The organism is Shewanella sp. LZH-2 (genome assembly GCF_016859145.1).
Taxonomy (GTDB): Bacteria; Pseudomonadota; Gammaproteobacteria; order Enterobacterales; family Shewanellaceae; genus Shewanella; species Shewanella xiamenensis.
Genome location: NZ_CP069350.1, coordinates 109574 through 134000, shown reverse-complemented (window position 1 = coordinate 134000; position 24427 = coordinate 109574). Strand labels below are relative to the sequence as shown.

At 46.9% G+C, this 24427-nt stretch carries 23 protein-coding genes and 1 riboswitch; of the genes, 14 read left to right on the top strand and 9 right to left on the bottom strand.

Annotation, left to right across the window (positions count from 1 at the left end):
• The first annotated feature begins 179 nt into the window (after positions 1-179).
• Positions 180-410: riboswitch (FMN riboswitch) on the top strand.
• Positions 411-605: 195 nt separating this feature from the next.
• Positions 606-1259, top strand: a complete 654-nt coding sequence (gene ribB / locus JM642_RS00615; RefSeq protein WP_203432506.1) for a 3,4-dihydroxy-2-butanone-4-phosphate synthase — start codon at positions 606-608, stop codon at positions 1257-1259.
• Positions 1260-1614: 355 nt separating this feature from the next.
• Positions 1615-4848: an EAL domain-containing protein gene (locus tag JM642_RS00610; protein WP_203432505.1), complete on the top strand. Its 3234-nt coding sequence runs from the start codon at positions 1615-1617 to the stop codon at positions 4846-4848.
• A 76-nt stretch (positions 4849-4924) separates the two neighbouring features.
• Here the strand turns inward: JM642_RS00610 and ftnA are convergent, their stop codons facing one another.
• The gene (gene ftnA / locus JM642_RS00605; RefSeq protein WP_037416358.1) at positions 4925-5461 is read right to left on the bottom strand and encodes a non-heme ferritin; all 537 of its coding nucleotides are present in this window, start codon (positions 5459-5461) and stop codon (positions 4925-4927) included.
• A gap of 328 nt (positions 5462-5789) precedes the next feature.
• Between ftnA and glp the strand changes: the two genes are divergently transcribed.
• Genes glp through JM642_RS00585 form a run of 4 tightly spaced genes read left to right on the top strand, consistent with a single transcriptional unit; the run spans position 5790 to position 8845 of the window.
• Complete coding sequence (gene glp / locus JM642_RS00600) at positions 5790-7043, top strand: gephyrin-like molybdotransferase Glp (RefSeq protein ID WP_203432504.1); 1254 nt, start codon at positions 5790-5792, stop codon at positions 7041-7043.
• Positions 7044-7052: 9 nt separating this feature from the next.
• Positions 7053-7814, top strand: a complete 762-nt coding sequence (gene moeB, locus JM642_RS00595) for a molybdopterin-synthase adenylyltransferase MoeB (RefSeq protein ID WP_169548438.1) — start codon at positions 7053-7055, stop codon at positions 7812-7814.
• A gap of 55 nt (positions 7815-7869) precedes the next feature.
• Positions 7870-8532, top strand: a complete 663-nt coding sequence (locus tag JM642_RS00590) for a Bax inhibitor-1 family protein (protein WP_037416350.1) — start codon at positions 7870-7872, stop codon at positions 8530-8532.
• A 25-nt stretch (positions 8533-8557) separates the two neighbouring features.
• A complete protein-coding gene (locus JM642_RS00585; RefSeq protein WP_047536502.1) occupies positions 8558-8845 on the top strand; it encodes a DUF333 domain-containing protein in 288 nt (95 codons plus the stop codon).
• Between the two features lie 39 nt (positions 8846-8884).
• Here the strand turns inward: JM642_RS00585 and rlmF are convergent, their stop codons facing one another.
• Positions 8885-10060, bottom strand: coding sequence for a 23S rRNA (adenine(1618)-N(6))-methyltransferase RlmF (rlmF, locus tag JM642_RS00580; RefSeq protein ID WP_203432503.1), 1176 nt, complete (start codon positions 10058-10060; stop codon positions 8885-8887).
• Between the two features lie 59 nt (positions 10061-10119).
• Positions 10120-10530, bottom strand: coding sequence for a flagellar basal body-associated protein FliL (locus tag JM642_RS00575; RefSeq protein WP_037416344.1), 411 nt, complete (start codon positions 10528-10530; stop codon positions 10120-10122).
• Between the two features lie 101 nt (positions 10531-10631).
• On the opposite strand from JM642_RS00575, the gene JM642_RS00570 reads away from it, so the two are divergent.
• Positions 10632-11201, top strand: a complete 570-nt coding sequence (locus JM642_RS00570; protein ID WP_037416341.1) for a chorismate lyase — start codon at positions 10632-10634, stop codon at positions 11199-11201.
• 64 nt (positions 11202-11265) lie between these two features.
• On the opposite strand, the gene JM642_RS00565 is transcribed toward JM642_RS00570, so the two are convergent.
• Together JM642_RS00565 and JM642_RS00560 are read right to left on the bottom strand one after the other, a co-directional pair.
• Positions 11266-13590 (bottom strand): immune inhibitor A domain-containing protein, encoded by a 2325-nt coding sequence (locus JM642_RS00565; protein ID WP_203432502.1) that lies wholly within the window; start codon positions 13588-13590, stop codon positions 11266-11268.
• 302 nt (positions 13591-13892) lie between these two features.
• Positions 13893-14486 (bottom strand): YhgN family NAAT transporter, encoded by a 594-nt coding sequence (locus tag JM642_RS00560; RefSeq protein ID WP_037416335.1) that lies wholly within the window; start codon positions 14484-14486, stop codon positions 13893-13895.
• Between the two features lie 286 nt (positions 14487-14772).
• On the opposite strand from JM642_RS00560, the gene JM642_RS00555 reads away from it, so the two are divergent.
• On the top strand, positions 14773-16413 hold the full coding sequence (locus tag JM642_RS00555) for a metal transporter (RefSeq protein ID WP_037416332.1): 1641 nt from the start codon (positions 14773-14775) through the stop codon (positions 16411-16413).
• 62 nt (positions 16414-16475) lie between these two features.
• Positions 16476-17276, top strand: coding sequence for an NRDE family protein (locus tag JM642_RS00550; protein WP_055647610.1), 801 nt, complete (start codon positions 16476-16478; stop codon positions 17274-17276).
• A 4-nt stretch (positions 17277-17280) separates the two neighbouring features.
• Here the strand turns inward: JM642_RS00550 and JM642_RS00545 are convergent, their stop codons facing one another.
• On the bottom strand, positions 17281-17730 hold the full coding sequence (locus JM642_RS00545; protein WP_037416327.1) for a nuclear transport factor 2 family protein: 450 nt from the start codon (positions 17728-17730) through the stop codon (positions 17281-17283).
• A gap of 129 nt (positions 17731-17859) precedes the next feature.
• On the opposite strand from JM642_RS00545, the gene JM642_RS00540 reads away from it, so the two are divergent.
• Both JM642_RS00540 and JM642_RS00535 read left to right on the top strand, forming a co-directional pair.
• The gene (locus JM642_RS00540; protein ID WP_047536489.1) at positions 17860-18420 is read left to right on the top strand and encodes a lysophospholipid acyltransferase family protein; all 561 of its coding nucleotides are present in this window, start codon (positions 17860-17862) and stop codon (positions 18418-18420) included.
• A gap of 26 nt (positions 18421-18446) precedes the next feature.
• Entirely contained in the window at positions 18447-19070 is a 624-nt protein-coding gene (locus JM642_RS00535; RefSeq protein WP_088586484.1) for a LysE family translocator, read from the top strand.
• On the opposite strand, the gene JM642_RS00530 is transcribed toward JM642_RS00535, so the two are convergent.
• Complete coding sequence (locus tag JM642_RS00530) at positions 19067-20335, bottom strand: mechanosensitive ion channel domain-containing protein (RefSeq protein WP_037416320.1); 1269 nt, start codon at positions 20333-20335, stop codon at positions 19067-19069. The genes JM642_RS00535 and JM642_RS00530 overlap by 4 nt on opposite strands.
• A 207-nt stretch (positions 20336-20542) precedes the next feature.
• Between JM642_RS00530 and JM642_RS00525 the strand changes: the two genes are divergently transcribed.
• Entirely contained in the window at positions 20543-21121 is a 579-nt protein-coding gene (locus JM642_RS00525) for an outer membrane beta-barrel protein (protein WP_203432501.1), read from the top strand.
• 17 nt (positions 21122-21138) lie between these two features.
• Here the strand turns inward: JM642_RS00525 and JM642_RS00520 are convergent, their stop codons facing one another.
• Entirely contained in the window at positions 21139-21531 is a 393-nt protein-coding gene (locus tag JM642_RS00520) for a DUF1090 domain-containing protein (RefSeq protein WP_047536483.1), read from the bottom strand.
• 218 nt (positions 21532-21749) lie between these two features.
• Here JM642_RS00520 and JM642_RS00515 point away from each other — a divergent pair, with 218 nt between their 5' ends.
• Together JM642_RS00515 and JM642_RS00510 are read left to right on the top strand one after the other, a co-directional pair.
• A complete protein-coding gene (locus tag JM642_RS00515) occupies positions 21750-22391 on the top strand; it encodes a DUF3157 family protein (protein WP_203432500.1) in 642 nt (213 codons plus the stop codon).
• A 137-nt stretch (positions 22392-22528) separates the two neighbouring features.
• Entirely contained in the window at positions 22529-23518 is a 990-nt protein-coding gene (locus tag JM642_RS00510; protein ID WP_144376182.1) for a DUF481 domain-containing protein, read from the top strand.
• Here JM642_RS00510 and JM642_RS00505 read toward each other — a convergent pair whose 3' ends face one another.
• Entirely contained in the window at positions 23519-24142 is a 624-nt protein-coding gene (locus JM642_RS00505) for an MliC family protein (RefSeq protein ID WP_203432499.1), read from the bottom strand.
• Positions 24143-24427: the final 285 nt, after the last annotated feature.

Sequence of the window (24427 nt, the reverse complement as noted above, 5' to 3'; positions counted from 1 at the left end):
TGTGCCGGATATGATATACCCAAGCTAGCTCAAGTTGCGAGTTTCCTAAAGATTGCGCTTGCTTAAGGATCACAAGGCATTGTGCGCTTGCGCAAACATTGCCCAATTTCAGGCGCGATGTTATTGCCATCACCATTAATTAGGCGCAACATAACCGCGTTTTTAGGCCAAAGCCTATCAACAATTCTCAGGGCGGGGTGAAACTCCCCACCGGCGGTAAATAGTGAGGTGAATAAATTTCCCCACACTAAAGCCCGCGAGCGCCCGAACGCAATTCGGGGTCAGCAGATCTGGTGCCCTAGCTTGTCTCGCCATGGTTAATGCCTATCGAGCGCTACTATTCCAGAGCCGACGGTAATGGACTGTTTGCCGCAAGCAACAGTACTGAGTCCGGATGGAAGAGAATGTAAGACAACACTTGGATAATTGGCATTAACTTGAGCTAAGTATCCCTGCTGTTAGCCTCATATTTTGCAATCACGTTTTTAAGCCTGCGCTTAAAGCGGGTCGATTGCTACAGCACAATCCCCTTTAGGGTAATGGCTGTATTTCTGCACGCCCTGATTCTGGATATTCCCATGTCGTATTTTTGAAGGATATTAACCATGAATCAGTCTTTACTTGCTCCTTTTGGTACTGCTATCGAACGCGTTGAAGCGGGTCTTGCTGCCCTGCGCCAAGGCCAAGGTGTGTTGGTGGTCGATGACGAAGATCGGGAAAACGAAGGCGACTTAATTTTTGCCGCCGAGTCACTGACCAATGCGCAAATGGCCATGCTTATTCGCGAATGCAGCGGTATCGTGTGTTTGTGTTTACCGGATGAAAAAGTCAAAGCCCTTGAGCTGCCACCTATGGTCGAAAACAACTCGAGCCAATATGGCACCGCGTTTACTGTAAGTATCGAAGCCAAAGTGGGTGTCACTACTGGCGTTTCGGCCGCTGACCGTGTAACCACCATTAAAGCCGCCATCGCTGACCATGCTAAGCCAAGCGATTTGGCTCGCCCAGGCCATGTATATCCGCTGCGCGCCCAACCCGGTGGCGTATTAACTCGCCGTGGCCATACCGAAGGCACTATCGATTTAATGCAGCTAGCCGGACTCAAGCCCGCTGGCGTGTTATGTGAAGTCACTAACCCCGACGGCACTATGGCGCGTCTGCCTGAGATTATCGCCTTTGGTGCAGCGCATAAAATGCCTGTACTGACGATTGAAGATATCGTGGTTTACCGTAAGTCGTTATTAGCCAATGTAGGCTAAATTTGGCCCCATAAACAGGATGCAATTTAAAGGACGCGTGCGAAGGCCCGCGTCCTTTTTTATTTAACTTCGATAAAACACTTTGGTTAAGCATCAAATCACGCTAGATATCACAGACAGCAAAACAATTTATCTGCTAGGAGAAAATTTCATCAATAAAAATATAATCTTAGGTGTATATAATAAATAGCTGAATTTCGTGAGCTAGATTAGATATCCATAAACCAAGGGTCGCGAGCTACAGGCTTCTATGTTAAATATTCGCACCCAGTGCCTGACCTTCCGCTTTCACCCCATCAAGGAAATTCCTTGATTTGTTATGTCTCAAATCAGGCCAATTGAGGAGTAAGTTTGTATGCCATCCACGCTACAGCATCTCAGCTTGAAACAGAAACTGATTCTGTTTTCGCTGCTACCTTTGCTGATGATGAGTATTTTTGTGCTGTCGCGAATGTATGTACTTGTGAAAGAGTATCGCTTTGCCACTCAAAACCATTTGGCAATACAAACTACTTCAAAAATCAATGAATTACTCTATCAACTTCATAACGAATATGGATTAAGTACCCAATTACTCCCAGCCACTACGCCTCAAGATGAAACTCGTCTATTGCAACAGCAACAACTGACCTCTGATGCACTAGAAGCACTGCTTAAAAGTCCGGCTTTGCTTGCGTTGAATACTGCGTTAAGTGGCCAACTGGCATCGACCCAGTTACAGGAAAAACTGACAAGTTTAACGCTGCTAAGTCATAAATTGGCATCGAGCCGCCAAGAGGCGCTCGATCAACACCCATCTGCATTTATCGATTTATATCAACAATTTAATTCTGAATTAATGCAGTTAATCCAACAACTGCAATTACTCACCAATGATATTAATCAATCAAGAGCCTACGCAGATTTACTGAATCTACTGATGGTGCAAGAGTTGGCAGTGAAAGAACGCAGCGCCATCAATCGTATGTTGTTGTCAGAAAGCCTCAGCATTAATGACTACAAAGCCATCAATACCATTATGTATGAATATGGCCAAGCCATCTCCCATGCCAGCAATGCCTCAATATCTGACAGACATTCCCTCATCCGCCAGATACAAGCCTCACCGGAAAGCTTGCGAATACTTAAAATCAGTCAACAAATAGAGCAACAGATCCATATCAGCACGTTAGTACAAAGCATCAACGCCAATCTGGGTTACGATGGGTTAATCGATAGTTTTCAAGATTACTTATTAACGGGTAGCCTGATATCGCTTGAGAAGTTCAATCAATCCTTAGCCACGATTCAGCAAAAACTCGCAGAACTTAACCGCGAAACAATCAACCTGCCTTCACTTGCGCCTGCAGTACAGATTATCGAAGAGAGTATCAACCAGTATCAATTCTGCATGTCCAAGATCTTACAATTAAAAGATCAAAAACTATCGCTCGCTGAAATCACCGCCCTTGCTCACATCAACAATACCGATCTCACTAGCGCCATTGATAAATTATTAAAGCCTCCCCATCCAGTGAGCAGCAAACACTGGTGGACATTAACCACAGATAGAATCAATAAGCTGAACGCGCTCAGTAATGAAATCACGCGTACCATGGCTCGCCAGAGTAATGAACAACAACAGCATGCGCTAACCCTATTAGGTATTTATCTGCTCTCCGCCTTATTTACCGCCACCATCACCCTGTGGCTAGGGCGGAAAATCATTCGTAGCTTTATGGATAAAATCACCCAAATTGCTAATGATATGCAGCGAATGGCCGCCGACCCTGAGTTGAATATTCATATTGATGTGTCAGGCTCAGATGAACTTGCGCGGATGTCTCGGGCGATGAACCGTATGCTGAGCGAGCGCCAGAAAGCGAATCAAGCGCTTAATCGGGCCGCGGCGGTCTTTAACTATTCGGCCGAAGGCATTATGGTGACGGATGCCGATAACCATATCGAATTAGTTAACCCCGCCTTTAGCCAGATCACAGGCTATAGCTTAGAAGAGGTGAAAGGCCGAAGCCCTTCACTTTTAAGCTCGAAACGCCATCCAAGCCATTTCTATACCGCGATGTGGGAAGCATTAGAAAAAAACGGCAAATGGGAAGGCGAAATCTGGAATAAGCGCAAAGATGGCCAAGTGTATCCCGAGTATTTAGCCATTACTGTAGTGCGTAATGAACGGGGTGAAATAATCCAACATATTGGTTTGTTTATGGATATCAGTAAACGTAAGCAATATGAACAGGATCTGTGGTACCAGGCACATTTCGATACGCTCACCGGATTACCGAATCGCAAACTCTTTAATGAGCGGCTGCAGCATGAAATCCAGCTCGCCCAACATGACTCCCGTAAACTGGCGATTCTGCTGATTGATTTAGACCAATTTAAATATATTAATGATGTACAAGGCCACGCCACAGGCGACTTATTATTACAAGATGTGGCCAAGCGACTGGAAAATATTGCTGGTAAAACCGACTTTGTCGCCCGCATCGGCGGGGACGAATTTGTGCTTATCCTTCCCCGTGTCACCAATGAATTTGCGATCGAGCATATGGCAAGCCATATCATCGAAACCCTGTCGACGCCTTTTAGCTTGAATGAACGGGAAATTCAAATTTCCGCCAGCTTTGGGATTGGGGTTTACCCAGAAGATGGGCTAGATGTCAGCTCGCTAACCCGCAACACCGAAATGGCCATGTATCAGGCAAAAGACGCCGGCCGCAATAACTTCAAATACTTCACCTCGGGAATGAACCAAGCCATGTTTGCCCGTATGGAGCTTGAACAGCGGCTACGCCGTGCCGTGGCACAGAATGAGTTTACGCTGCACTATCAACCGATTGTGGAGATGAAAACAGGTAAAGTCTGCAGTGTTGAAGCGCTGATCCGCTGGCAAGATCCGGATTTAGGCTTAATCCCCCCTGACCAGTTTATTGGCATCGCTGAAGAGACAGGACTTATCGAACCTATGGGGGAATGGGTACTCAACCAAGCGATGCACGACCTCAGACAATGGCAACAACTTGGCTTACACCTTAACGTGGCTATCAATGTTTCAAGCCGCCAATGTGTAAATGCTCGAGGTTTAGGATTTGATCAAGTGCTGCAAGAATGCTTTAACCGCCACCATATCAACCCAAGAAACGTGCATATTGAGATCACTGAAAGCATGCTGATGGGCGATGCTAGCCACTGCTTAACCACCCTAGAATCCATTCGTCATTTAGGCTCGCAGATTTATATCGACGATTTTGGTACTGGCTATTCATCCTTGAGTTATTTGAAGAAATTCCCTATCTCTGTGATAAAAATCGATCGCAGCTTTGTGGAAAATGCCCTGAGCAATAGCTCAAATACCAATTTAGTGAAAGCCATCGTGATGATGGGACAAAGCCTTGAAATGGAACTCGTGGCCGAAGGGATTGAAACCGAAGCCCAATGGAATCTACTGCGTGATTTAGGTTGCCACTACGCCCAAGGCTATTTGATCTCTAAGCCCCTGCCATTTGCAGCCATTACGCCGCTGCTAAGCCAAACACTACCGGCATTATTACAGCAGCAAGAACCGCGCGAAAAGTGTGTTAATGCTTGATAGATTGACGAAAATCCTGATTTTTGCCCATAAAAAAACAGCCTAGGCTGCTTTTTTATGGGCAAAGGTGTTGCGCTTAAGCCTGCGGTTGGCTTTGGGCATTCATAATACTTTCGCCGCCCTTTGAGGCTAATTTGGCAAGATCTTTATCAATAAAGAACAGCGCTTTGCCATCTTCACCCACTAAACGGATCTTATCGACAATCGACTTAAACAGCTTTTCTTCTTCATGCTGTTCAGCCACATACCATTGCAGAAAATTGAAGGTTGAATAATCTTGATTCGAAAATGCAGTGTGGGCTAACGCGTTAATCTGACGAGTAATTAACTGTTCATGCTCATAGGTCAGCTCGAATAACGCCAGCAGAGAATCGAACTGTGACTGAGGTGCTGCAATGGCGCCCAATAGAGGTAAACCACCGGTTTCACTCACATAGGTGAACAAACGGCGCATATGGCCCATTTCTTCATCTGCATGTTCGCGCATAAATTTTGCTGCGCCTTCAAAGCCTTGATCTTCACACCATGCACTCATTTGCAGGTATAAATTAGAGGAGAAAAACTCCATATTAATTTGTTCATTCAACTTTTCGATCATGGTTGCAGACAGCATAGTTAATCCTCTTGGGCATTCGCACTTAAATCATCGGCTCACATTGTCATGAAGGGCGGCAGCAAAAGCAACAAAATTTACCTTTGTTGACTTAGCTAAGTTAATGATTCATTGATAAAAATGATTTTCATTTGTTCATAGAATCGCGTTTAGTACCGCACGAACGTTACTGCAAACTCAAGTATAAAAAGAGTAAACCTTAGGCAACACTTAAGGAAAACTACCTAACAAATCACATAAACTCCTATGCAGATCATAGCCAAGCAAGCGCAGCGTGGCATAATAGCTCCCATATTTGCTCCAACCCTTTGCCCATAAGGAAGACCCGATGTCCGTGAAAGCCGATCCTTGTTCGCAACCTAGCTTAATGCATCCAGATCAAGCCATTCCCCTTCTGCTTGAGCAGGTTAGCCCAGTGTCAGACACCGAAGTCGTTACACTTCCCCACGCGCTTGGCCGCGTGTTAGCAGAGGACTTGGCCTCGTGTATCGATTTACCCCCCTTTGATAACTCATCAATGGATGGCTACGCTTTTCGCTTTGCCGATTTAAACAGTCAAACCGAGCACACCACATTAACACTGATTGGTAACTCCTTCGCAGGCCATGGCTTTGAGGGTGAAATTATCCCCAACTCCTGCGTGCGCATTATGACGGGCGCGCCAGTGCCTGCGGGTTATGACACAGTGCAAATGCAGGAAGAGACCCAAGCACAGGGCAATCAAATCCAAATCAATCACCCTAAGGCTAAGGGCGCCAATGTGCGTTGCCGCGGTGAAGAGCTGTTGCAAGGCACCAAAGTGCTGAAAGCGGGCATCGAAATTAAAGCCGCCGAGCTCGGCGTATTAGCCACCATTGGCGTGAGTCAGGTGCGGGTTTACCGCCAACTCAAGGTCGCATTTTTCTCCACAGGGGATGAGCTGCGCCCCGTGGGCAGCGACTTAGCGCTAGGGCAAATTTACGACTCCAACCGCTATTCAATCCAAGGGTTACTCAGCCGTGCCAATGTGGAATGGCTGGATTTAGGGGTTGTCGCTGACGATCCAGAGGCGATTCGCCATGCATTTCGCCATGCCGCGAGCCAAGCGGATATGGTATTAACCTCGGGCGGCGTATCCGTCGGTGAGGCAGATTTTACGAAGCAGATCCTTGATGAAGAAGGCAAAATCACCTTCTGGAAACTCGCCATCAAACCAGGTAAACCCTTCGCCATGGGACGCATAGGCAAAGCAGTATTCTGTGGTTTACCGGGTAATCCTGTGTCCTCTATGGTGACCTTCTACAAGCTGGTGTGGCCAATCCTAAACAAGATGCAGGGCTTAACCCCAAAAGCGCCACTGATGTTATCGGCTACCCTGACGACACCAGTGCGTAAACAGCCCGGCCGCGTTGAGTATCAGCGCGGTATTTTATCCCGCAATGCACAGGGCGAGCTGGAGGTCGCCATTACAGGCAGTCAAGGGTCGGGTATGTTGACCTCGATGAGCCTGGCTAACTGCTTTGTGTTGTTAGAACAGTTCCAAGGTGACTCGCCAGCGGGCACAAAAGTCACGGTTGAACCCTTTAACAGCGTGCTTTGCTAAGGTCTTTTTATGAATCAACAAGTAGACATCCTTAGCGATAGCGAACTCACCCGCTACAGCCGCCAAATCTCGATCAAGGCGATGGATATCGATGGCCAAGAACGCTTAAAACTCGCCAAAGTGTTGATGATTGGCGCCGGCGGTTTAGGCTGCGCGGCGGGGCAATATTTGACCGTTGCGGGTATTGGCGAGATGACCTTAGTCGATTTCGATACGGTTGAGCTCTCTAACCTACAGCGCCAAGTGCTGCATCAGGATGCCACTATTGGCCAACCTAAAGTCGAGTCGGCCAAGCAGCGCCTTAATCAGCTCAATCCTCACGTTAAAATCAATACCATCAATGCGGTATTGGATGACCATGAGATCGATGCCTTAGTCGCCAACCACAGTATCGTGGTCGATTGCACTGATAATGTCAGCGTGCGTGAGCAATTAAATCAGAGCTGTTTTAAGCACAAGATCCCACTGATTTCTGCCGCCGCTATCCGCATGGAAGGCATGGTCACCGTATTTGACTATCAAGCGCAAACGCCTTGTTATCATTGCTTTAGTTCACTTTTTGGCGAGCAGCAACTCAGCTGTGTCGAATCCGGTATTCTTGCGCCCGTCGTCGGTATGGTCGGCTGCTTGCAGGCGGTTGAAGCAATCAAAGTCATCACGGGTATGGGCAAAACACTGGCAGGACGAATGCTGATGATCGATGCTATGACCATGGAATTTCGCGAGATGAAATTACCCAAGCACCCTCACTGCAAGATATGTGGTGAGTAGCACATTAACCTTTAATATTCAGCACGCTTTTTACAATTAAGGAATGACAAATCAAATGGATACTGAAAATAGCGTATTTGACCGCCGCACAACCGATGACCCCATTATAGGCGCGGGTGTCTATAACTTAGTGATTGGCTTAACCCTTGTCTGGGGTTTTGCCGTGAACTATATGATGGTCAGCTATATCGACCCCGAAGCGATTGCCAGCGTGAATCCGTGGGTGTTCTTTATCGGTTACTTCGCCTCCTGCTTCTTGGGGATTTATCTGTTCCAATCTTCAACTAATCCCCTCGTCAGCTTTATTGGCTATAACTTTGTAGTCGTGCCCTTCGGCCTGATTATTAATATGGTTGTCAGTCAGTACGATCCCGCATTAGTTACTGAAGCGATTAGAATAACTGGCCTAGTCACGATTGCCATGATGTGTTTGGGCACCCTGTTTCCAGCTTTTTTCCAAAAAATATCTGGGGTACTCACCATCGCATTACTATTGGTGATAGTGGTCGAACTAATTGAAATATTTATCTTTAATACCCATCACGGCATTTTAGATTGGATAGTTGTACTGATCTTTTGTGGCTATATTGGCTACGATTGGGGCCGCGCGAACCAAATCCCGAAAACCGTCGATAACGCTGTCGATAGCGCCGCCGCTTTGTATATGGATATCATCAATCTATTTCTGCGTATTTTGCGGATTTTAGGACGAAAATAAGTCACTCAATGACAAGGAAAACAGCATGAAACTAACCTCACCACTGTTAATCGGCCTCATCATCGGCGCCAGCTTAATCGGCTGCGGCGAGAAAACCGAGCCAGCAACAAACGCTCAGGCTGAAACAAAAACGGAAGCGAAAGCACAAATCGCCAACCCGGCATCAGAGTATTGCGCCTCCCTCGGTGGCATATCGGAAATCCAAAGAACCGCAGAGGGGGAACACGGTATGTGTACCTTGCCAAACGGTGAACAGATTGAAGAGTGGGCGCTATTTCGCCGCGACCATCCACAGGAAAAGCCCAGTAATTGAGGCTGAGTAAAAAAGCAGGCGCACTCGGCGCCTGTTGTTTTATGTCCCGCTGACGATCTGATTTCGCCACTGCAAACGTTTAGCCTGCGAATGGAAGCTCCAGGCTAACACGCGGGTGATCTTATTACCCTGCTGCATCTCAATGGTTTTAACGGTATCAACACCCAACTTTGCCAATGCTTGATAGCAAGGTTTAAGATTTTCCTGCTTTGACACTAAACTGGTAAACCACAGACACTGTTCGGCAAACGCTTGGCTCTCGCGGATCATTGTGGCTAAAAATTGCCTCTCTCCGCCTTGGCACCATAACTCCGCCGCCTGACCACCAAAGTTTAAGGTCGCGCTGGTCGCTTTAGGCTGTTCACCGCGATTAAGTTGCAGATTACGCACCTTGCGCAGCGAGCCTTCGCTAGCTTCTTTTAACGAGCCATGAAAGGGAGGATTGCACAGAGTTAACTCGAAGCGGTCAGATGCCTGAATGATCCCCTTAAAGACCGACTTTTCATCCTGCTGCTGCCTTAAGGATAAGTGCCCCTGCAAACTCGGGTTATTGTCGATAATCCGCTGCACATTGGCCAGCGACTGAGGATTGATATCCGAGGCGACAAACTGCCAGCCATACACTTGATGCCCTAGGATGGCATAAACGCCATTCGCCCCAGTGCCGATATCTAAAGCGCTAACTTGTCCAGCACGCTGGACGGGGGCGCCTTCGAACAACAGATCAGCCAAGTAGTGCAGATAATCAACTCGTCCGGGGATCGGTGGGCACAGCGCACCCTTAGGAATATCCCAAAACGCCAGCCCATAATGATGTTTCAAGAGGGCCGCATTGAGGGTTTTCACTGCTATGGGGTCGGCAAAATCGATAGATAAGGCGCCGTATGGCGTTGGCCGAACAAAGGTTTTTAGCTTAGGGTAACTCGTCATCAACGCCGAAAAGTCATAGCCGTGAGCATGCAAATTACGCGGGTGTAAGGTCTTTCTCTCAACGCCCTGTTTTGGCTTGCTCGTCGCTTTAGCGGGGGCAATATTTGGTTTTGCTGGTTTTGCTGGTTTTGCTGGTTTTGCTGGTTTTGCTGGTTTTGCTGGTTTTGCTGGTTTTGCTGGTTTTGCTGATTTTGCCACAAGTGGCTTAGGCGAGCTTGGTTTGCTGCGTTTTCCTGTAGGTGACATCGCAGGCTTAGCGGCAATTTTAACGACGGGTTTAGACATAATGATGGTTCAACAAGAGCGGGCCAATCCAAAGATCGGCCCTTAGCCTATTGGCTGGATTAATCGTAAAGATAAGAGGTAAACAGTAGATTGACTACTATAGGTTTACCCGCTTCCTTGGTCAGCAGATTATTGACCATATCAAAGCATTCGCGGCGGATTTCCTCACGGCCAGTAAGAGACTTAATTTTTTCTTCGGCTTGGTTACCCAGCACCTCAATAATGGCGGCACGCAACAGTGGATCATGGCGCTCAACGATCACTAAATCATCGGGACTCTTTACCATCAGCTCAACACTGATCTTTACAAACCCGAGCTTTTTGCGGTTTGAAATATAGTTAGTCACAATTTCGGGCTCAAACCCGTAATAGGCGAAATCCCCAGTAGGGGGTGGAGCTTTCTCGTCGGCTGCATATGCGCTAAACACAGCACTGAGCAAGATCAGGCAGGCTGATAATAATTTTTTCATCGCGGTTTACAGCTCCCTAAAAACAATAATGGTCAATGGAAGAAACTTCCCAATCTATCTGGTAGACTGCCGACGTTTGCTTATATTGTAACGAGTATTTAATGAATGTGACCAGCTTAAGCTTTCCCTATGGCGAATCTATTCAATGGTTTTGTGCCGATAATGCCAAAAATCTTCCCGCTTCTCCCCTTAAGGAATGGTTACTGGCGCCAGGAAGCCTGACGCAAAAACTCAAAACCTGCTGCGATAAGTTTGAAGTAAAAATCCTTGGTGAAGGCCAATGTGCCCCGCTCGAAGGGGAATATCCTAAGCAAAACACCGTTTGGGTGCGCGAAGTGTTACTCTGCCTCGATTCTGTACCTTGGGTATTTGCCAGAACCTTGATCCCTCAGTCTTTGTTATCGACACGCCAAGCCGATTTTTTAGGCCTAGGTACACGCCCACTCGGCGAATTATTATTTAGCCAAGATAGCTTCATTCCTGGTCGCATTGAAATCGCCCAATTTGACACCGATAGCCGCCTTGCCCAACTGGCACAGAGTTTAGCGCAAAACGTCGAGCATGAACTTTGGGGCCGACGCCGATATTTTCACCATGACGAAGAGGAAATGTTTGTCAGTGAAATGTTCCTTCCGGCCGCTGTACAAGCGATGGCGAGGCTACAACCCTAGCTCTCTTAAGCTAAAACAAAAATGCCTCTATATCAGAGGCATTTTTCGTTAGAACAATCCCTTCTTATTGGCGCTGGCGGCGCCACGCAAAACCACCGAGCAACATCAGGCTTAGCCAACCTAGACTGCCACCACCAGAGCTTTCTTGATCACTTGGTGTAATGGGAACTGGTTCGGCATTCGCATTGGATAAACGAATTACCGCGGTGCGGTTATCGCTGGCCTGAGATACCACTTGCATCGTCAACCCAAGTTGTTGCAGTTGCATGCCAGACTGAGGTTGTAGTGGTGCGCTGTAATCCAAACTATCATCAAAAAGACTGACCGCATCGAGGTTATTGTCCCCAGAGTAAGCTGTTTGTTTTACCATGCTAAAAGCCGCATCACGGATTTGTTCATCGGTAGAAAGAGTGCCAATCATATTCTGGTCAGCATCAATCACACCTATCAAGCTACGGCCGGGATGATCCGATACATTGTTATCGCTGTAACTGGCATTCTCTAGCCATAGCAGTACACCAGGATCAAACCCTTTACTCTTTAAGCCCGCATCGACACCATTATGGCTGCGTAATTGAATAAGGTAACGGGATGCGGCGCCAGGGCGAGTACTGGTAATGCGGCTGTAACCCACAAGAGTCGCTTTACCAGCCACCTCAGCATTATCGGCATACCGCTCAGTTACACCCTGTTTAATACTGATATTGTCGATAGTGATCCCCGACTCAATTGCCGCCTCATCGGTCACATAGGTAAATTCAATGGTGACACTCTTACCTGCATAGGCTGACAAATCATATTCCAAGGCAACCCAAGCATCGCTGCCCACTGCGGTAGAGATGTCTGATGACTTACCAGTGATAATATGTCGGGCATTGTTAATTGCGTTGATCGACTTAGTGTAATTACCCGCAATCGCCGTACCATTAACCTTAACTTGCATATAGTCATAGTCAGTCTCAATTGCCCAACTCGCCTGCAAAGAGAGTGTGAGTTTTTCGCTGGTGCTAGGCAAGGTTGTGGTAAAGCTCATACTGTTTGTCAGCATGTTACCTTGACCAGAGTAGTACTGGTAACTCCCTTGATAAGGTGCTTTAAAGGCAATTTGTGCCGCAGGAAGTGGTATCGATATTTGATTCACGGCATCTTGGTTTATCGCCTGATTAAGCGTGATTTCCATACCCGATTTAGGAATACTGTCTAAACTAATCTCGCGCTCGTTAAGCCACTTTCCTTTATATTTTGTCTGTAAATACGAACGTGCGTAGGGGCTAAAACCACTCGGCTGCGCACCAGGAATAGCTCCTGTCCAACTGCCTCCCGACATTAAAGACCAATAACCAACAGGCGAACCATCTTTGTTAGCGTTGTCTGTAGTGTCGTACTCATCGGGCAGCCCAAGATCATGCCCAAATTCATGGGTACAGACCCCAGTCGCGGCATCGATCGGTTGGATAGTGTAACCAAAGAGTTTTTTGCTCGAGCCCGGTAAAGTGTAACCTTGAGTACCTTGATCCACGTAATAACGGTGGGACCAAATAGCATTTGCTCCTAACTTACCACCACCAGTTTCTTCCCCAATGCTGGAGTGGAAAATCATCACATGATCAATAATGCCATCGGCTTCATTTAAGTTACCGTTATCATTTAAATCATATGGGTCTTCAATATCATAGGTTGCAAGCTCTGCAGCTGACATATTCGCTACCGCTAGCGATACTGCTTCTTTAACCAGTTCAGTGACGTTAACATCGTTGCCAGTGTCAGCATCATTAGCGCCATAATAATCAGCATTTTGGCTAGCGGTATACCAACCTTTAACGTCACCACTAAAGAAGAAGGTTTTGCCCGAAACGGCTTGGTAATACTGATAGGCCGAATCTAAAGTTTGCCCCTGCGGGCCACTAAAACCAGCCGTAGAGAAGAGTAAATTCTTGTAGTGAGAAGCAGGATAACTCGAGTAATACATGTCGGTATCACTCGCTGTTAAGCCATTGTTATTATATTTTAAATCTGGAAAATCAATCAGCACGGTTAATACCTTAACCGTTTTAGTCACATCTGCATCCGCTAAAACACGCTGTGCGGGTGCACGCATCACCGCTGATGTTTTGGCTTTTTGCAGGCGTTCATGCTCAGCCTCAATCACCATTCTAGGCTCTTTAGGCTGTGCGAAACTTGCGCGAGCAATAAAGGCTTCAACGGCCGCTTGCTTAACGCTATCGCTGGCATCCTCTGAGACTTCACTCCGCTTAATCAGCCAATAGAGGATCCGCTCTTTATTAATGACTCCTGCATCCGCTGGCGTGTGATTGGGCGCAGCAATACTCGCGCCACTCAGCAAGGCCAACATCAATCCAAACGCTGTGATACTCTTTGTACTTCGCATTACCGTCTTCCTTCCGTCACAATCTGCGCTGTTATAGCCAAGCTATTTTTTAAGGCTAGTGCCTATTTGCTCTATGGCAAGTTTGTTTATTGGTTGTCTTCCCTCATCGGAAAGCCAACTTCAATGGGATGTGAAAACATATCAGGACACCAAGAGTGTAACAACTTGATACAGATTGGAAGGTGATGGTTTTTATACTTTTGTCAGCGTTGGTTCAGCAAGCATCCTCAACAGCGATTTTTTGCCATAAAAAAACCGCATTAACGATGTAATGCGGTTTTTGATAACTTGATGCAATACGCTTACCCAGCAGTTTTCATATAGTTTGATACTCCATCGAGGAACATTTGTACCGATATCATTACCAGCACCATCCCCATCAAACGTTCAACAGCCGTTAACCCTTTTTCACCCAACATACGGGTAAAGAGCTTATAAAACATTAAGATAACCGCACTCGCGCCCCAAGCTGATACGAGAGCAATAGTCCAATCCCCCATACGTGAGCTATCGGTATGCGCTAGTAAAATGAGCGCGGCAAGAATAGATGGTCCCGCCATTAATGGTATCGCCATCGGCACGATAAATGGCTCCTCCCCTGCTGCAAGGCCAACCACACCACCCGGCTGGGGGAAAATCATCCGAATCGCGATCAGAAACAAAATAATCCCACCGGCAATACTGACCGATTCAGATCGCAGATTTAAGAAACTTAAGATGGCTTCGCCGGCATACAAGAAGGCCAACATGATCACTAATGCAAAAATGAGTTCACGAATCAAAACCCTACGACGTTTTTTAGGATCAATATGCCGTAAAATCGACGCGAATATCGGTAAATTACCGAGGGGGTCCATGATGAGAAACAACATTACCGCAGCAGAAAATATATCCATTTAACTTTATCAACGTCTAAGCCAACATGAGCACATATTGTATAACTTTTTCGCGTTACAGATGTGAAAAATTATCTAGAAAATTCCTTAAGATGGATTATGAGTGCCGTTTCATGATCCTCTAGCGGCTTTTTACCTATCATCCATAAGCCATTGAGTCGTTGATTCATTTTTACTACAAGCCACAGCACAACATCTCGCTTGAGTAAATTGCCTGTAAGTCACTGCTCATTTAAATTACAACTGGTATACTACAGCGTTTTTTCAGCCAATTTTCGTGGAATACATGCTCTATCTTCTTGCTAGTTGTCTCGCACTCTTAATCGGGCCACTGTTTTACCGCTACTTTGCATCAGGCAGCGGATTGCAGAAGGGACTTGATGGCTTTATTTTCGTCTCCTTAGGCGGATTAGTGCTGATCCATATTCTGCCTGAACTTCTCGAGCATGGCGGCCTGCTGGCCATCGTCTTTGTAGTACTCGGCCTGTGGGGACCCACAGCCAGTGAACGCTTATTCCACCGCTACTCAGAAATTACGCATAATTTTGCCCTTTTTCTTGGCATTAGTGGCTTATTGCTGCACACCATCACAGATGGGAGCGCTATGGTATTAGCCCAAAATGAGGGCAACTCTATTTTGTTAGCCTTGGGCGTTATACTCCATCGTCTCCCTGTCGGTTTTGCTATTTGGTGGATACTAAAACCTCATCTTGGAGCTCGTTGGACGCTGGTTATTTTTGCCGCCATTATGCTATTCACGAGTATTGGCTATTTTGCTAGCGAACAGCTTTTATCACACATGAGCATAGATAAAACCGTTTATTTACAAGCCTTTGTGACAGGCTCGATTCTGCATGTTGTGTTACATCAGCCACATGGTCAACAGGAAACAGATAAACAAGGCCAGTATGAATATCAGGCGGGTATCGGCAGTTTGCTCGGTATTGGTTTATTAATGATGCTGTTATTGATGGATTCTGGCGGCCACGAACATGCCCATCACGACCACAGTACAGAGCAGCTAACAACATGGCTAATGACCATAGCGCCAGTGCTATTACTCAGTTACGCCGTTGCAGCACTAAGGTTCCAGCTTGGTTTAACACCACAGGACAATAGCCTCGCCCGTCGTTGGTTCCAACGTTTAGCAGGCCCAGAAGCCCTAGTACTGACGGCGCTATTGCTTGGCCCTTGGTTAGCGCTGTTTCAACTCGTAGTCGTCTTGATCATGAGTGCCTATTTAGCCTATGCGCGGGTCGACATTACCGATCCCCATACTAAATTACCAAGCCAAGCCCTGCGTTTTGGTTTCGCCCATTTGGTTGATCGCAGCGCACCTTGGGTGCTCCTCAGCTTAGTATTAGTTAACTTGATTGGTCACCCTTCGGTACCGCTAAGTAATCCTATATTACAGATTACCGTGCTATTGCTGGTATTTTTACCAATGCGCTTCTGCAATTTAGGCGCGGCCGTATTGTCAATCGCCTTAGCCTATAGCGGCTGGAGTCCGCTGGCCATCGTATTGCCTTTGATTGCCGCTCCGGTGTTGAATATCGCTCAGCTAAAACTTATGGGCTGGTCGCAACGGGGGATTTTGCTGGCAATTATTGCCATAGCCCTCGTTACTGCCCTTAAGTTGCCCATGTGGTTCTCGTTGTTCACTCTACCAGAAGCCATTAACCTCACGGCACTGCTGATCTTATCAGCCTTATTTGCAGCCAGCTTACTGCGCCTCGGGCCTCGTAAATTCTTGCGCCGCTTAATGATGTTAAAACCTGTGGCCCACGGCCATAAACACCGCCATGATCATGCGCACGCGCATGCTAAAACAGCCGAAACATCACATGTGCACGGGCATGGCCACTCTCATTCACACGGTCAGACTAGCGGCCACAGCCATCCCCATAGCGATAAGCACCAGCACTAACACTGTTCATTTGCCGACAGACAGGCTAAGTTAACCCCATCTTTGGATAAACTTAGCCTGTTATGTGCATACTTTTCGTCGCCCTTAATACTCATCCCCAGTATCCACTGATTATTTGTGCGAATCGGGATGAGTTTCACCACAGGCCTACTGCACCTGCACAGTTTTGGCCGCCTGAGCAGAATATGCTCGCGGGCAAAGATTTACAGGCGGGCGGCACTTGGTTTGGGGTGAATAAGCAGGGACAAATTGCCGGAGTCACTAACCTCAGGGTGGCTCAAAAATCCCAAGAGCCGATGCGCAGCCGCGGCGAACTTGTCATTCAGGCATTAAGTTCGGGCTCGCTGATCTGCCCTAACTGGCTTGTGGAACACGCTGAAAATTATCAACCCTTCAATCTCGTGTTTGGCCAAGGGACTCATCTCTACTGCTTTAACAGTCTTAAACGGGAAACAGTAAAATTAACCACAGGATTCCACGCGATTAGCAATGGCGCGCTCGATGATATTTGGCCGAAAATGGCTAAAGGTCAGCGCTCGCTCGAGGCCCTTATTCAACAATCGGGACCGCTTGAGCTAGAGTCACTTATACGGTTGATGCAGGATGATTCTCGGCCACAGGATAACGAGCTACCCGACACTGGCGTCGGGCTAGAGTGGGAACGCCGACTCGCGGCGATTTATATTTGCCACCCCGACTATGGCACTCGTTCCACCAGCATTTTGCTACAAAATGCCCAAGGGGAAGTTCAGTTCACTGAGGTGAGATACGATGGCAAGGGACGACGTTTGGGACAACAGGATTTTCACTTCACCCTACCATCCCAATTACCGCAACAGCCCGACTGCTTAGCCGATTTTTAGTATATCAGTCAGAGCTGTGATCCATAGTGATCACCCAACGGTCATCAATTTTTTCCACCAGCAAGGTAAATACGCCTGTCGGGCTATCCTTTTGCCGCTTTAAATCCCAACGACCCACCACCATTGCGGCGTAGTTACTGAGCATTTTGATTTCTTTGATGGTGAACTTCAGCTCGCCTAGTGCCTCTTTATCGGGATAATTTTTCTTATAGGCTGCAAGCGTTTCTTCCCAGCCATAACGAAACTTACCGTTTGAGACGAATCTAAGCTGCTCACTCTGCCAATAACCCTGCATGTAAGCATCAAGGTCACCGCGATTCCACGCATCTTCCTGACCTTTTAACATTTGGGTAATCTCATCAGTTGGCACCGCACTTACCTGCCCAACAAATAGCAGCAAAAGCGCCGCGAGAGACTGCAAAATGGGTTTTCTTATCAATCCTTGTCGCAACATAGTACCGCTCCCTCACAATCAGGTTAGACTGTATTATCAGTATTTCGGCCCAGACTATCTTGTCTAAGTCGATTTATAATTAAAAAAAGCTAATGATATTATTCATTTTTCGACTCTGGGCACCACACTATGTTTACACATTTATGCCGCTGGCTACTCAAGATTTCAGGCTGGCAAATCCAAGGGGAACTCCCCAATCAAGCCAAATACATTGTCATTGTCGCACCACACACCAGTAACTGGGACTTTATTATTGGGGTACTCGCCCGCGGTGCATTGGCTACGCGCATCCACTTCCTTGGTAAGCATCAATTATTTATTCCACCTTGGGGTTGGTTCTTCCGAGCGATTGGTGGTAGCCCAGTTGATAGGCGTAAAAACAATAACTTAGTCGATTCTGCGGTGCAACTGTTTGCCACTCAGTCCGAATACAAACTGGCACTCGCCCCCGAAGGAACGCGTAGCCCTGTTACTCGTTGGAAATGCGGCTTCTACCATATCGCGACCAAAGCGCAGGTCGCTATTGTCCCTGTAGGCTTAGATTTTGCGCGTAAAGCCGTGGTGATCCGTGCACCACTGCAACCCACGGATATAGAGCAAGATATGGCTGAGATTTTATGCTTTTACCGCAGCATTAAGGGACGTCATCCCAAGGTCATCCCTGATTATTCACCCGATAACAAACGCTAATTCTCTCATCTAACACGGAGCAAAACATGCAGACCGAAACTTGGTTACTCTACCTTTTTGCGATTGTTTTGATTGGTATTTCTCCTGGGCCTATTGCAATGTTGTCTATGTCCCACGGTATTCATTTCGGTAAAAAACGCAGCATAGCCACAGGGCTTGGCAGTGTCAGCGCAGCACTGGTATTAATGGTGGCCTCGGCGGCAGGTTTAGGGGCACTGATCAGCGCCTCGGAATACGGCTTTACCATACTCAAGTGGTGTGGTGGCGCCTATCTGGTGTTTTTGGGTATCAAATTATTGCTCACAAAACAGCACGGTCAGCCATTGGAAGTGGCAAAAAAAGAAGGAAATGGTCAGCCTAAACAACTCTTTAAACAGGCATTTTTAGTAGGGATCAGCAATCCTAAAGACTTACTGTTTTTTGCGGCGTTATTTCCACAATTTATCGATTTAACCGCACCACAATTACCGCAATTGGCGATTCTTGCCCTCACTTGGGCGCTGGTCGACTTTAGCTTTGTAATGATCTACGCCTCGATGGCCAATGTGCTGGCACCTAGCCTTAAGGCCAGCAACAAATTGCATTGGTTTGACCGAACCAGCGGCGGCGTATTTCTTACCCTCGCCGCGATTCTCGTCAGTCGAGACTAACCCTCGACCTTCACCGATTTCAGACTGCGGATATCGTTACCCGTCGGCGCTTGGAAGGCCTGCAAACCAAACTCAGGCAACACGGCAAAGATATGGTCGAAGATATCCGCTTGTATCGCCTCATAAAAAGCCCAGCGGGTATCATTGGTAAAGATATAAACCTCAATCGGTAAGCCTTCAGTGGTTGGTGCCAATTGGCGCACCATAAGGGTCATATCCTTATGCACTTTATCGTGGCGTTGCAGGTATTCCTGCAAATAAGCGCGGAAAGTCCCCACGTTGGTCAAATGGCGACCATTGACCATCATATCCAGATCCGACACTTTAGCATTCGACGCTTGGATCTCGCTGATCTTGGCGGGGAAATACTCTTTCAAACAATTGATTTTACTCAGGCGATTTCGATCTTCCTCAGTTAAAAACTTAATACTGTTGATATCGATATTAACCGCGCGTTTGATCCGACGACCACCGGATTCCGACATACCACGCCAGTTACGGAACGCATCCGAGACTAACGCATAGGCGGGGATCATGGTGATGGTCTTATCCCAGTTACGTACTTTGACTGTGGTTAAGGACACTTCCTCCACCGCGCCATCAGCGCCGTACTTATCCATTTGGATCCAGTCGCCCTTGCTTACCATGCGGTTGGCTGCGAGCTGAATCCCTGCGACAAAGCCTAAAATCGTGTCGCGGAACACTAACATTACAAAACCCGTCGCTACACCTAAGCCGCTGAGGAAGTACACAGGAGACTGATCGGCGAGCACAGAAAGGGACACGATAAGGCCGACAAAGAATAGGAACAACTTAAACAACTGCACAAAGCTTTTAACCGGTAGACGGCGGCTGACCAGATTGATGTCAGAGATTTCATTAACCGCATCAAGCCCCGCGTAGATAGCGCGGATCATCAATACCACCAGCCAGATACTCAGTAGGCGATCAACTAAGCCGCTAAGTACCGGATGCTCTGTTAAGGTTATAGGCACCAGCAGATTGAGCACGATAGCGGGCACTAACATCGCCAGCTTTTCGAGCACTTTATAGCGCATAAACACATCGTCCCACGTCACTCTAGATCGCAGGATCACCATGTTAACCGCGCGGATCACCCCACGGCGCATAATAAAATAGGCAATGGCCGCTACTAACACGCAAGCAAGCAGCATAATGCTGGTTGATATTCCGTCGGATGGTTGACTGTCAATTCCCAAACCCGTTAACCATGCCGAAATTTCGAGCCTTATTTCCTGATCCACAATTCACTCCAATTTAGGCGCTAGCGCAACAAAGTCATACAAAGGAAACAACTGGGTTACCCTCAGTTAAATATCCCTTTAAAAACACTCACCATAAGATACAAAAATTTTACAACCAATTATTTTAAAAGAGATTTTAGCATTTTGAATTGACCACACACAAAAGGAAATGAACAATAATCCACCTGCTACCAAGGAAGCCATCCCATGTATCGTCATTTACCTAAATCCGCCTATCTTAGCATTGGGCTACTGAGCCTATGCCAACCGCTACAGGCAACGGAATATAACACTTCAAATCATCTGATGATGCCAGATAAATCAGTTGAGAGAACCACCATTCCCTATGTAGCGCTGATGCTCGATTACGTTCCCGCAGAAGATAATCTCTACGGAATCACCCTTGCGCCCTATCATTTCGATGATGATTATCAGCGATGGGGTTATTACCTTGGTTATGCCCGCAGTCGTGAAACCGATATTGAGGTGCCAGAACCCGCACTATCACATCGACAAGAAAGCCTCTGGCGCTTAGGTTTAAGCTACAGTTTAACCAATGACTTTAGCATTTATGCGGGCGGCAGCCTCTATATCAGCACCACAGCTTATACCAACAATATTTCACCCCGCATTGTCGATGGCAAACCCTCGTGGGAAGAAGATAAGTCCAAACATTGGGGTGCCGAAGCAGGCCTAAGATATCGCCTAACAGAGCATGTCATGCTGAGTGCAGGTTATAACTCCAGCACTGAATCGACCATTTTGAGCATAGGGTATGCGGGTTAAACCGAAAGAGTCCGAAGTTATTGTGCGAGCTCTGCTCTCGCCTTAGCAAGCTCAGATTCAACTTCTGCAATCTTTTGGCGTTTTTTATTGATTTTATCCATAGGCTTACCATCGGCAATCGCTTCGGTAAGCTCATGCTGGCGCTCGGCTAATTTAGCCTCTAAGACCTCAATTTTAGCTAAACGCTCGGCAGTTAAGCTGTCATCGTCACAATGGTTTGCGACCTCACTATAGGCCTTTTCCAGCCCTGCCACTTTGTGCTGATGACCAGCCGCCTTAGCCTCAGTGAGCTCAGCACTTATAGTCGCTAATTTTGCAGCACAGCCCGTTTTAGGAGGCTCATCTGCCCAGGTTACAGCACTGAAAATCAAGCCGATAACGAGTCCATAAGTACAATGTTTACCTTGCATTTTTCTCTCCTCTACAGACGTTTATAGACAATCCGACTCTATGACAACGCCCAGATACTTTTTATCCCTAAGCGCATACCTTAAACTCAGTCTGCCCTCTCTTACGGCTAAATCCGCTTTATTCATCAAAACGCGACTTAGACAGTGACGAATATGCTGCAAATTGTTTATGTTAGGGCAGAATGTTGACTCAGATGGATACCGGAGCCAGAAAATCAATGCAAACCTCATTTCGCCTTAGCGCACTTAGTTCACTCTTATTGCTCTCATCCTCAGTGATGGCAGCCGATGTGGCCACCATTACCCTTGAGAATGGCGCTCAGGTCAGACTAAAAGACGACTTTACCTGGGAATATATCATCACAGAGACCAAAGCCGCTAAAGCGCCAGCTGTTGCTACAGTTGCGGCCCCAAGTTCTACTGTAACAACAGCCGTAGCCGCAGCGGCAGTAGCCAGCAGCACATCCGCCGTTGAAGCAACCCAACCTGTCACTACCTTGACCGCCAATGCCATCGCCAGACCCGAGATCTTAGGCTCTACTGCCAAAGACGGCATTAAAGTCACCTTCAGCGAGAGCCAATGGAAGCAGGATAAACTCGGCTTGACCTTTGAGCTTGCCAGCACCAGCGGCGAGCACGTGACTTTAGTTGAGGTCGAAGCCAGCTTCTTTGCCGACGATGGCACCTTGCTCAAAACCGAAAAACTGGAAGTCTGGGAAGCGATTTTCCGCATGCCAGAAACCTACCTACGTAAGGGCGAGCAACGTAAGAGCCCTGTGATTTGGGTTGAAGGCGTTGACAAAAACCGTTGGCAGAAACAATTGCTCAATCTCAAAATCACCGAAATCAATTCTCGTTGATCCTTAAGCAAGATAGGGAATTGGGTGCTAACATCCAATTCCTGAAATCTTCGCCTATTGTTATTGCCTTACTCTGCGCCATATAGGCTAGAATGCCCAAATCTTCGACACTGTTTATTTTTTAGAGCCAGCCACTAATGCCAAATCACTCTTCTAGGTTATCTGTAGCCATATTACTGGCAGGCTTAAGTGGGCAAAGTCTGGCAGATACTGTGTTACTGAGAAATGGCGATAAAATCACTGGCGAAATTAAAAGCTTTGACGAAGCACACTTAGTTATCAAACCCAGTTATTCCCCCAAAATATCCATAGAGCGTAGCGCGATTAAAAGCTTTGAAACCACCCAAAATCAGCATTGGAGCATCAACCGTACGCTACAAGATGTGAGCATAAAATCCTCCGAACTCGATGGGTTTGTTCAGGTTAACAATAAACAAATTCCCATTAGTGAGCTGGTGTATTCAGACCGAAAAAGTGACTCAGAATGGCGCTATAGTGGCAGTGTTGAGGCCGCACTCGATGTCACCAGCCACAGCAAAAATACCCAAAAACTCCATGCAAAAAGCGATATCACAGCCGAAACCTTGCAATGGCGCCATAACCTGAAAAGTGAAGTGCGCTATGAAACCGAAGGTAACGCCACCAAACGTAATACGATTGAAGGCCACTACAGCCTTGACTACCTCATCAGTGAACATTGGTTATTGCGGCAAGAAGATTATTTTCAAGAAGATAGACTCGACTTCCCAATTAGCAACTATTACGCCGCGATTGGTCCGGGTTATCGGTTTTGGGGAATAGGACGAGATAAACTGGACTTTGTTGTTACGTACAACCATTTTTGGTTGGATACCCAAATATTTACCTATCAACTCAACGCTTGGGCATCCACGCTCAACTATAAACAATATTGGTTTGATGGCGTATTGGAGACCTATGCCGATCTCCAAATCGCCTTTCCTGACACACCAACCATTGATTATATTTCGGACTCAACATTTGGGCTTAAGTATCTACTGACTCAACAAATTTACCTCTCATTCAAATATGATATCAATGAGACTAAAACCTCGATACGCCATGTTCGGGATGTCAGTTATAACCTAGGGCTTGGTGTTAATTTTTAATCATTTAGCTGTTTTGACCGTACAGGTCATTTCTGGCGCTTCATATCCCCAGACAATTTTGGCTTCGCCATGGTGTTCCCATAGGCTTTCGTTGCGCCCCTGATACTTAGCGCCACTGCCACTTGGCTGAACAAACATCAAGGAAGTTTGATCGCCATACTCTGCAATTAAGGTGGCGGGTTCAGTATTAAAGTAACTGACCACGACTTCATTGGCAGGGTTGCCATCGCAGGCATAAAATACTGGGCCAGTCATCTCAACGAGGCGATATTGCGCCTGTAACTCTGCAATCCGTGTTTGGTAACTCGATTCAATACACGCATGTTTATCATCGCTTTTCCAACATTCGTTGCGACCTTTTACCCAACCCCGTTGCAGCGCTTTTAACGTTGGAGGTTGTTCATTTTTAGCTTTTGCGGTGGCCTTAGCATAGACCTCGGCCAATTGTTTATCTAACTTAGTTAAGACCGCATCCTTACACACCATATCTTCGATACTGTCCGGCTGTACTTTACTACAGTCAAAGGAAGGCTTTTCAGCCGCAATAGCAGGCATACTCAAGGCGATGGCTAAAAACCCCGCTATTCCTGCGATTTGCATATTGATTATCTTAGTTAACCTCATACTCTTGAGTCCCTTATATCAACGACCAATACTATTAATTGCCTTAGCTAACGCCATCTCAGCTTAACCTAAGCTGACTTAAGCAAAATACGCTCATCAAACTGGCAAAAATCAGCACTACTCCACAAATAACCACTCAATGCCGTTCCGCAATCAAGCAGCGTTTAACAAACTCGGCTAAGTGTAGTGCAGCCTGATGGGTTATCCCAAAAGTGTCCACTGAACGGACACATTGAGACTGAACGCGCGGACACATTTAGGCTCGCCAGGCGGACACTTTCTACA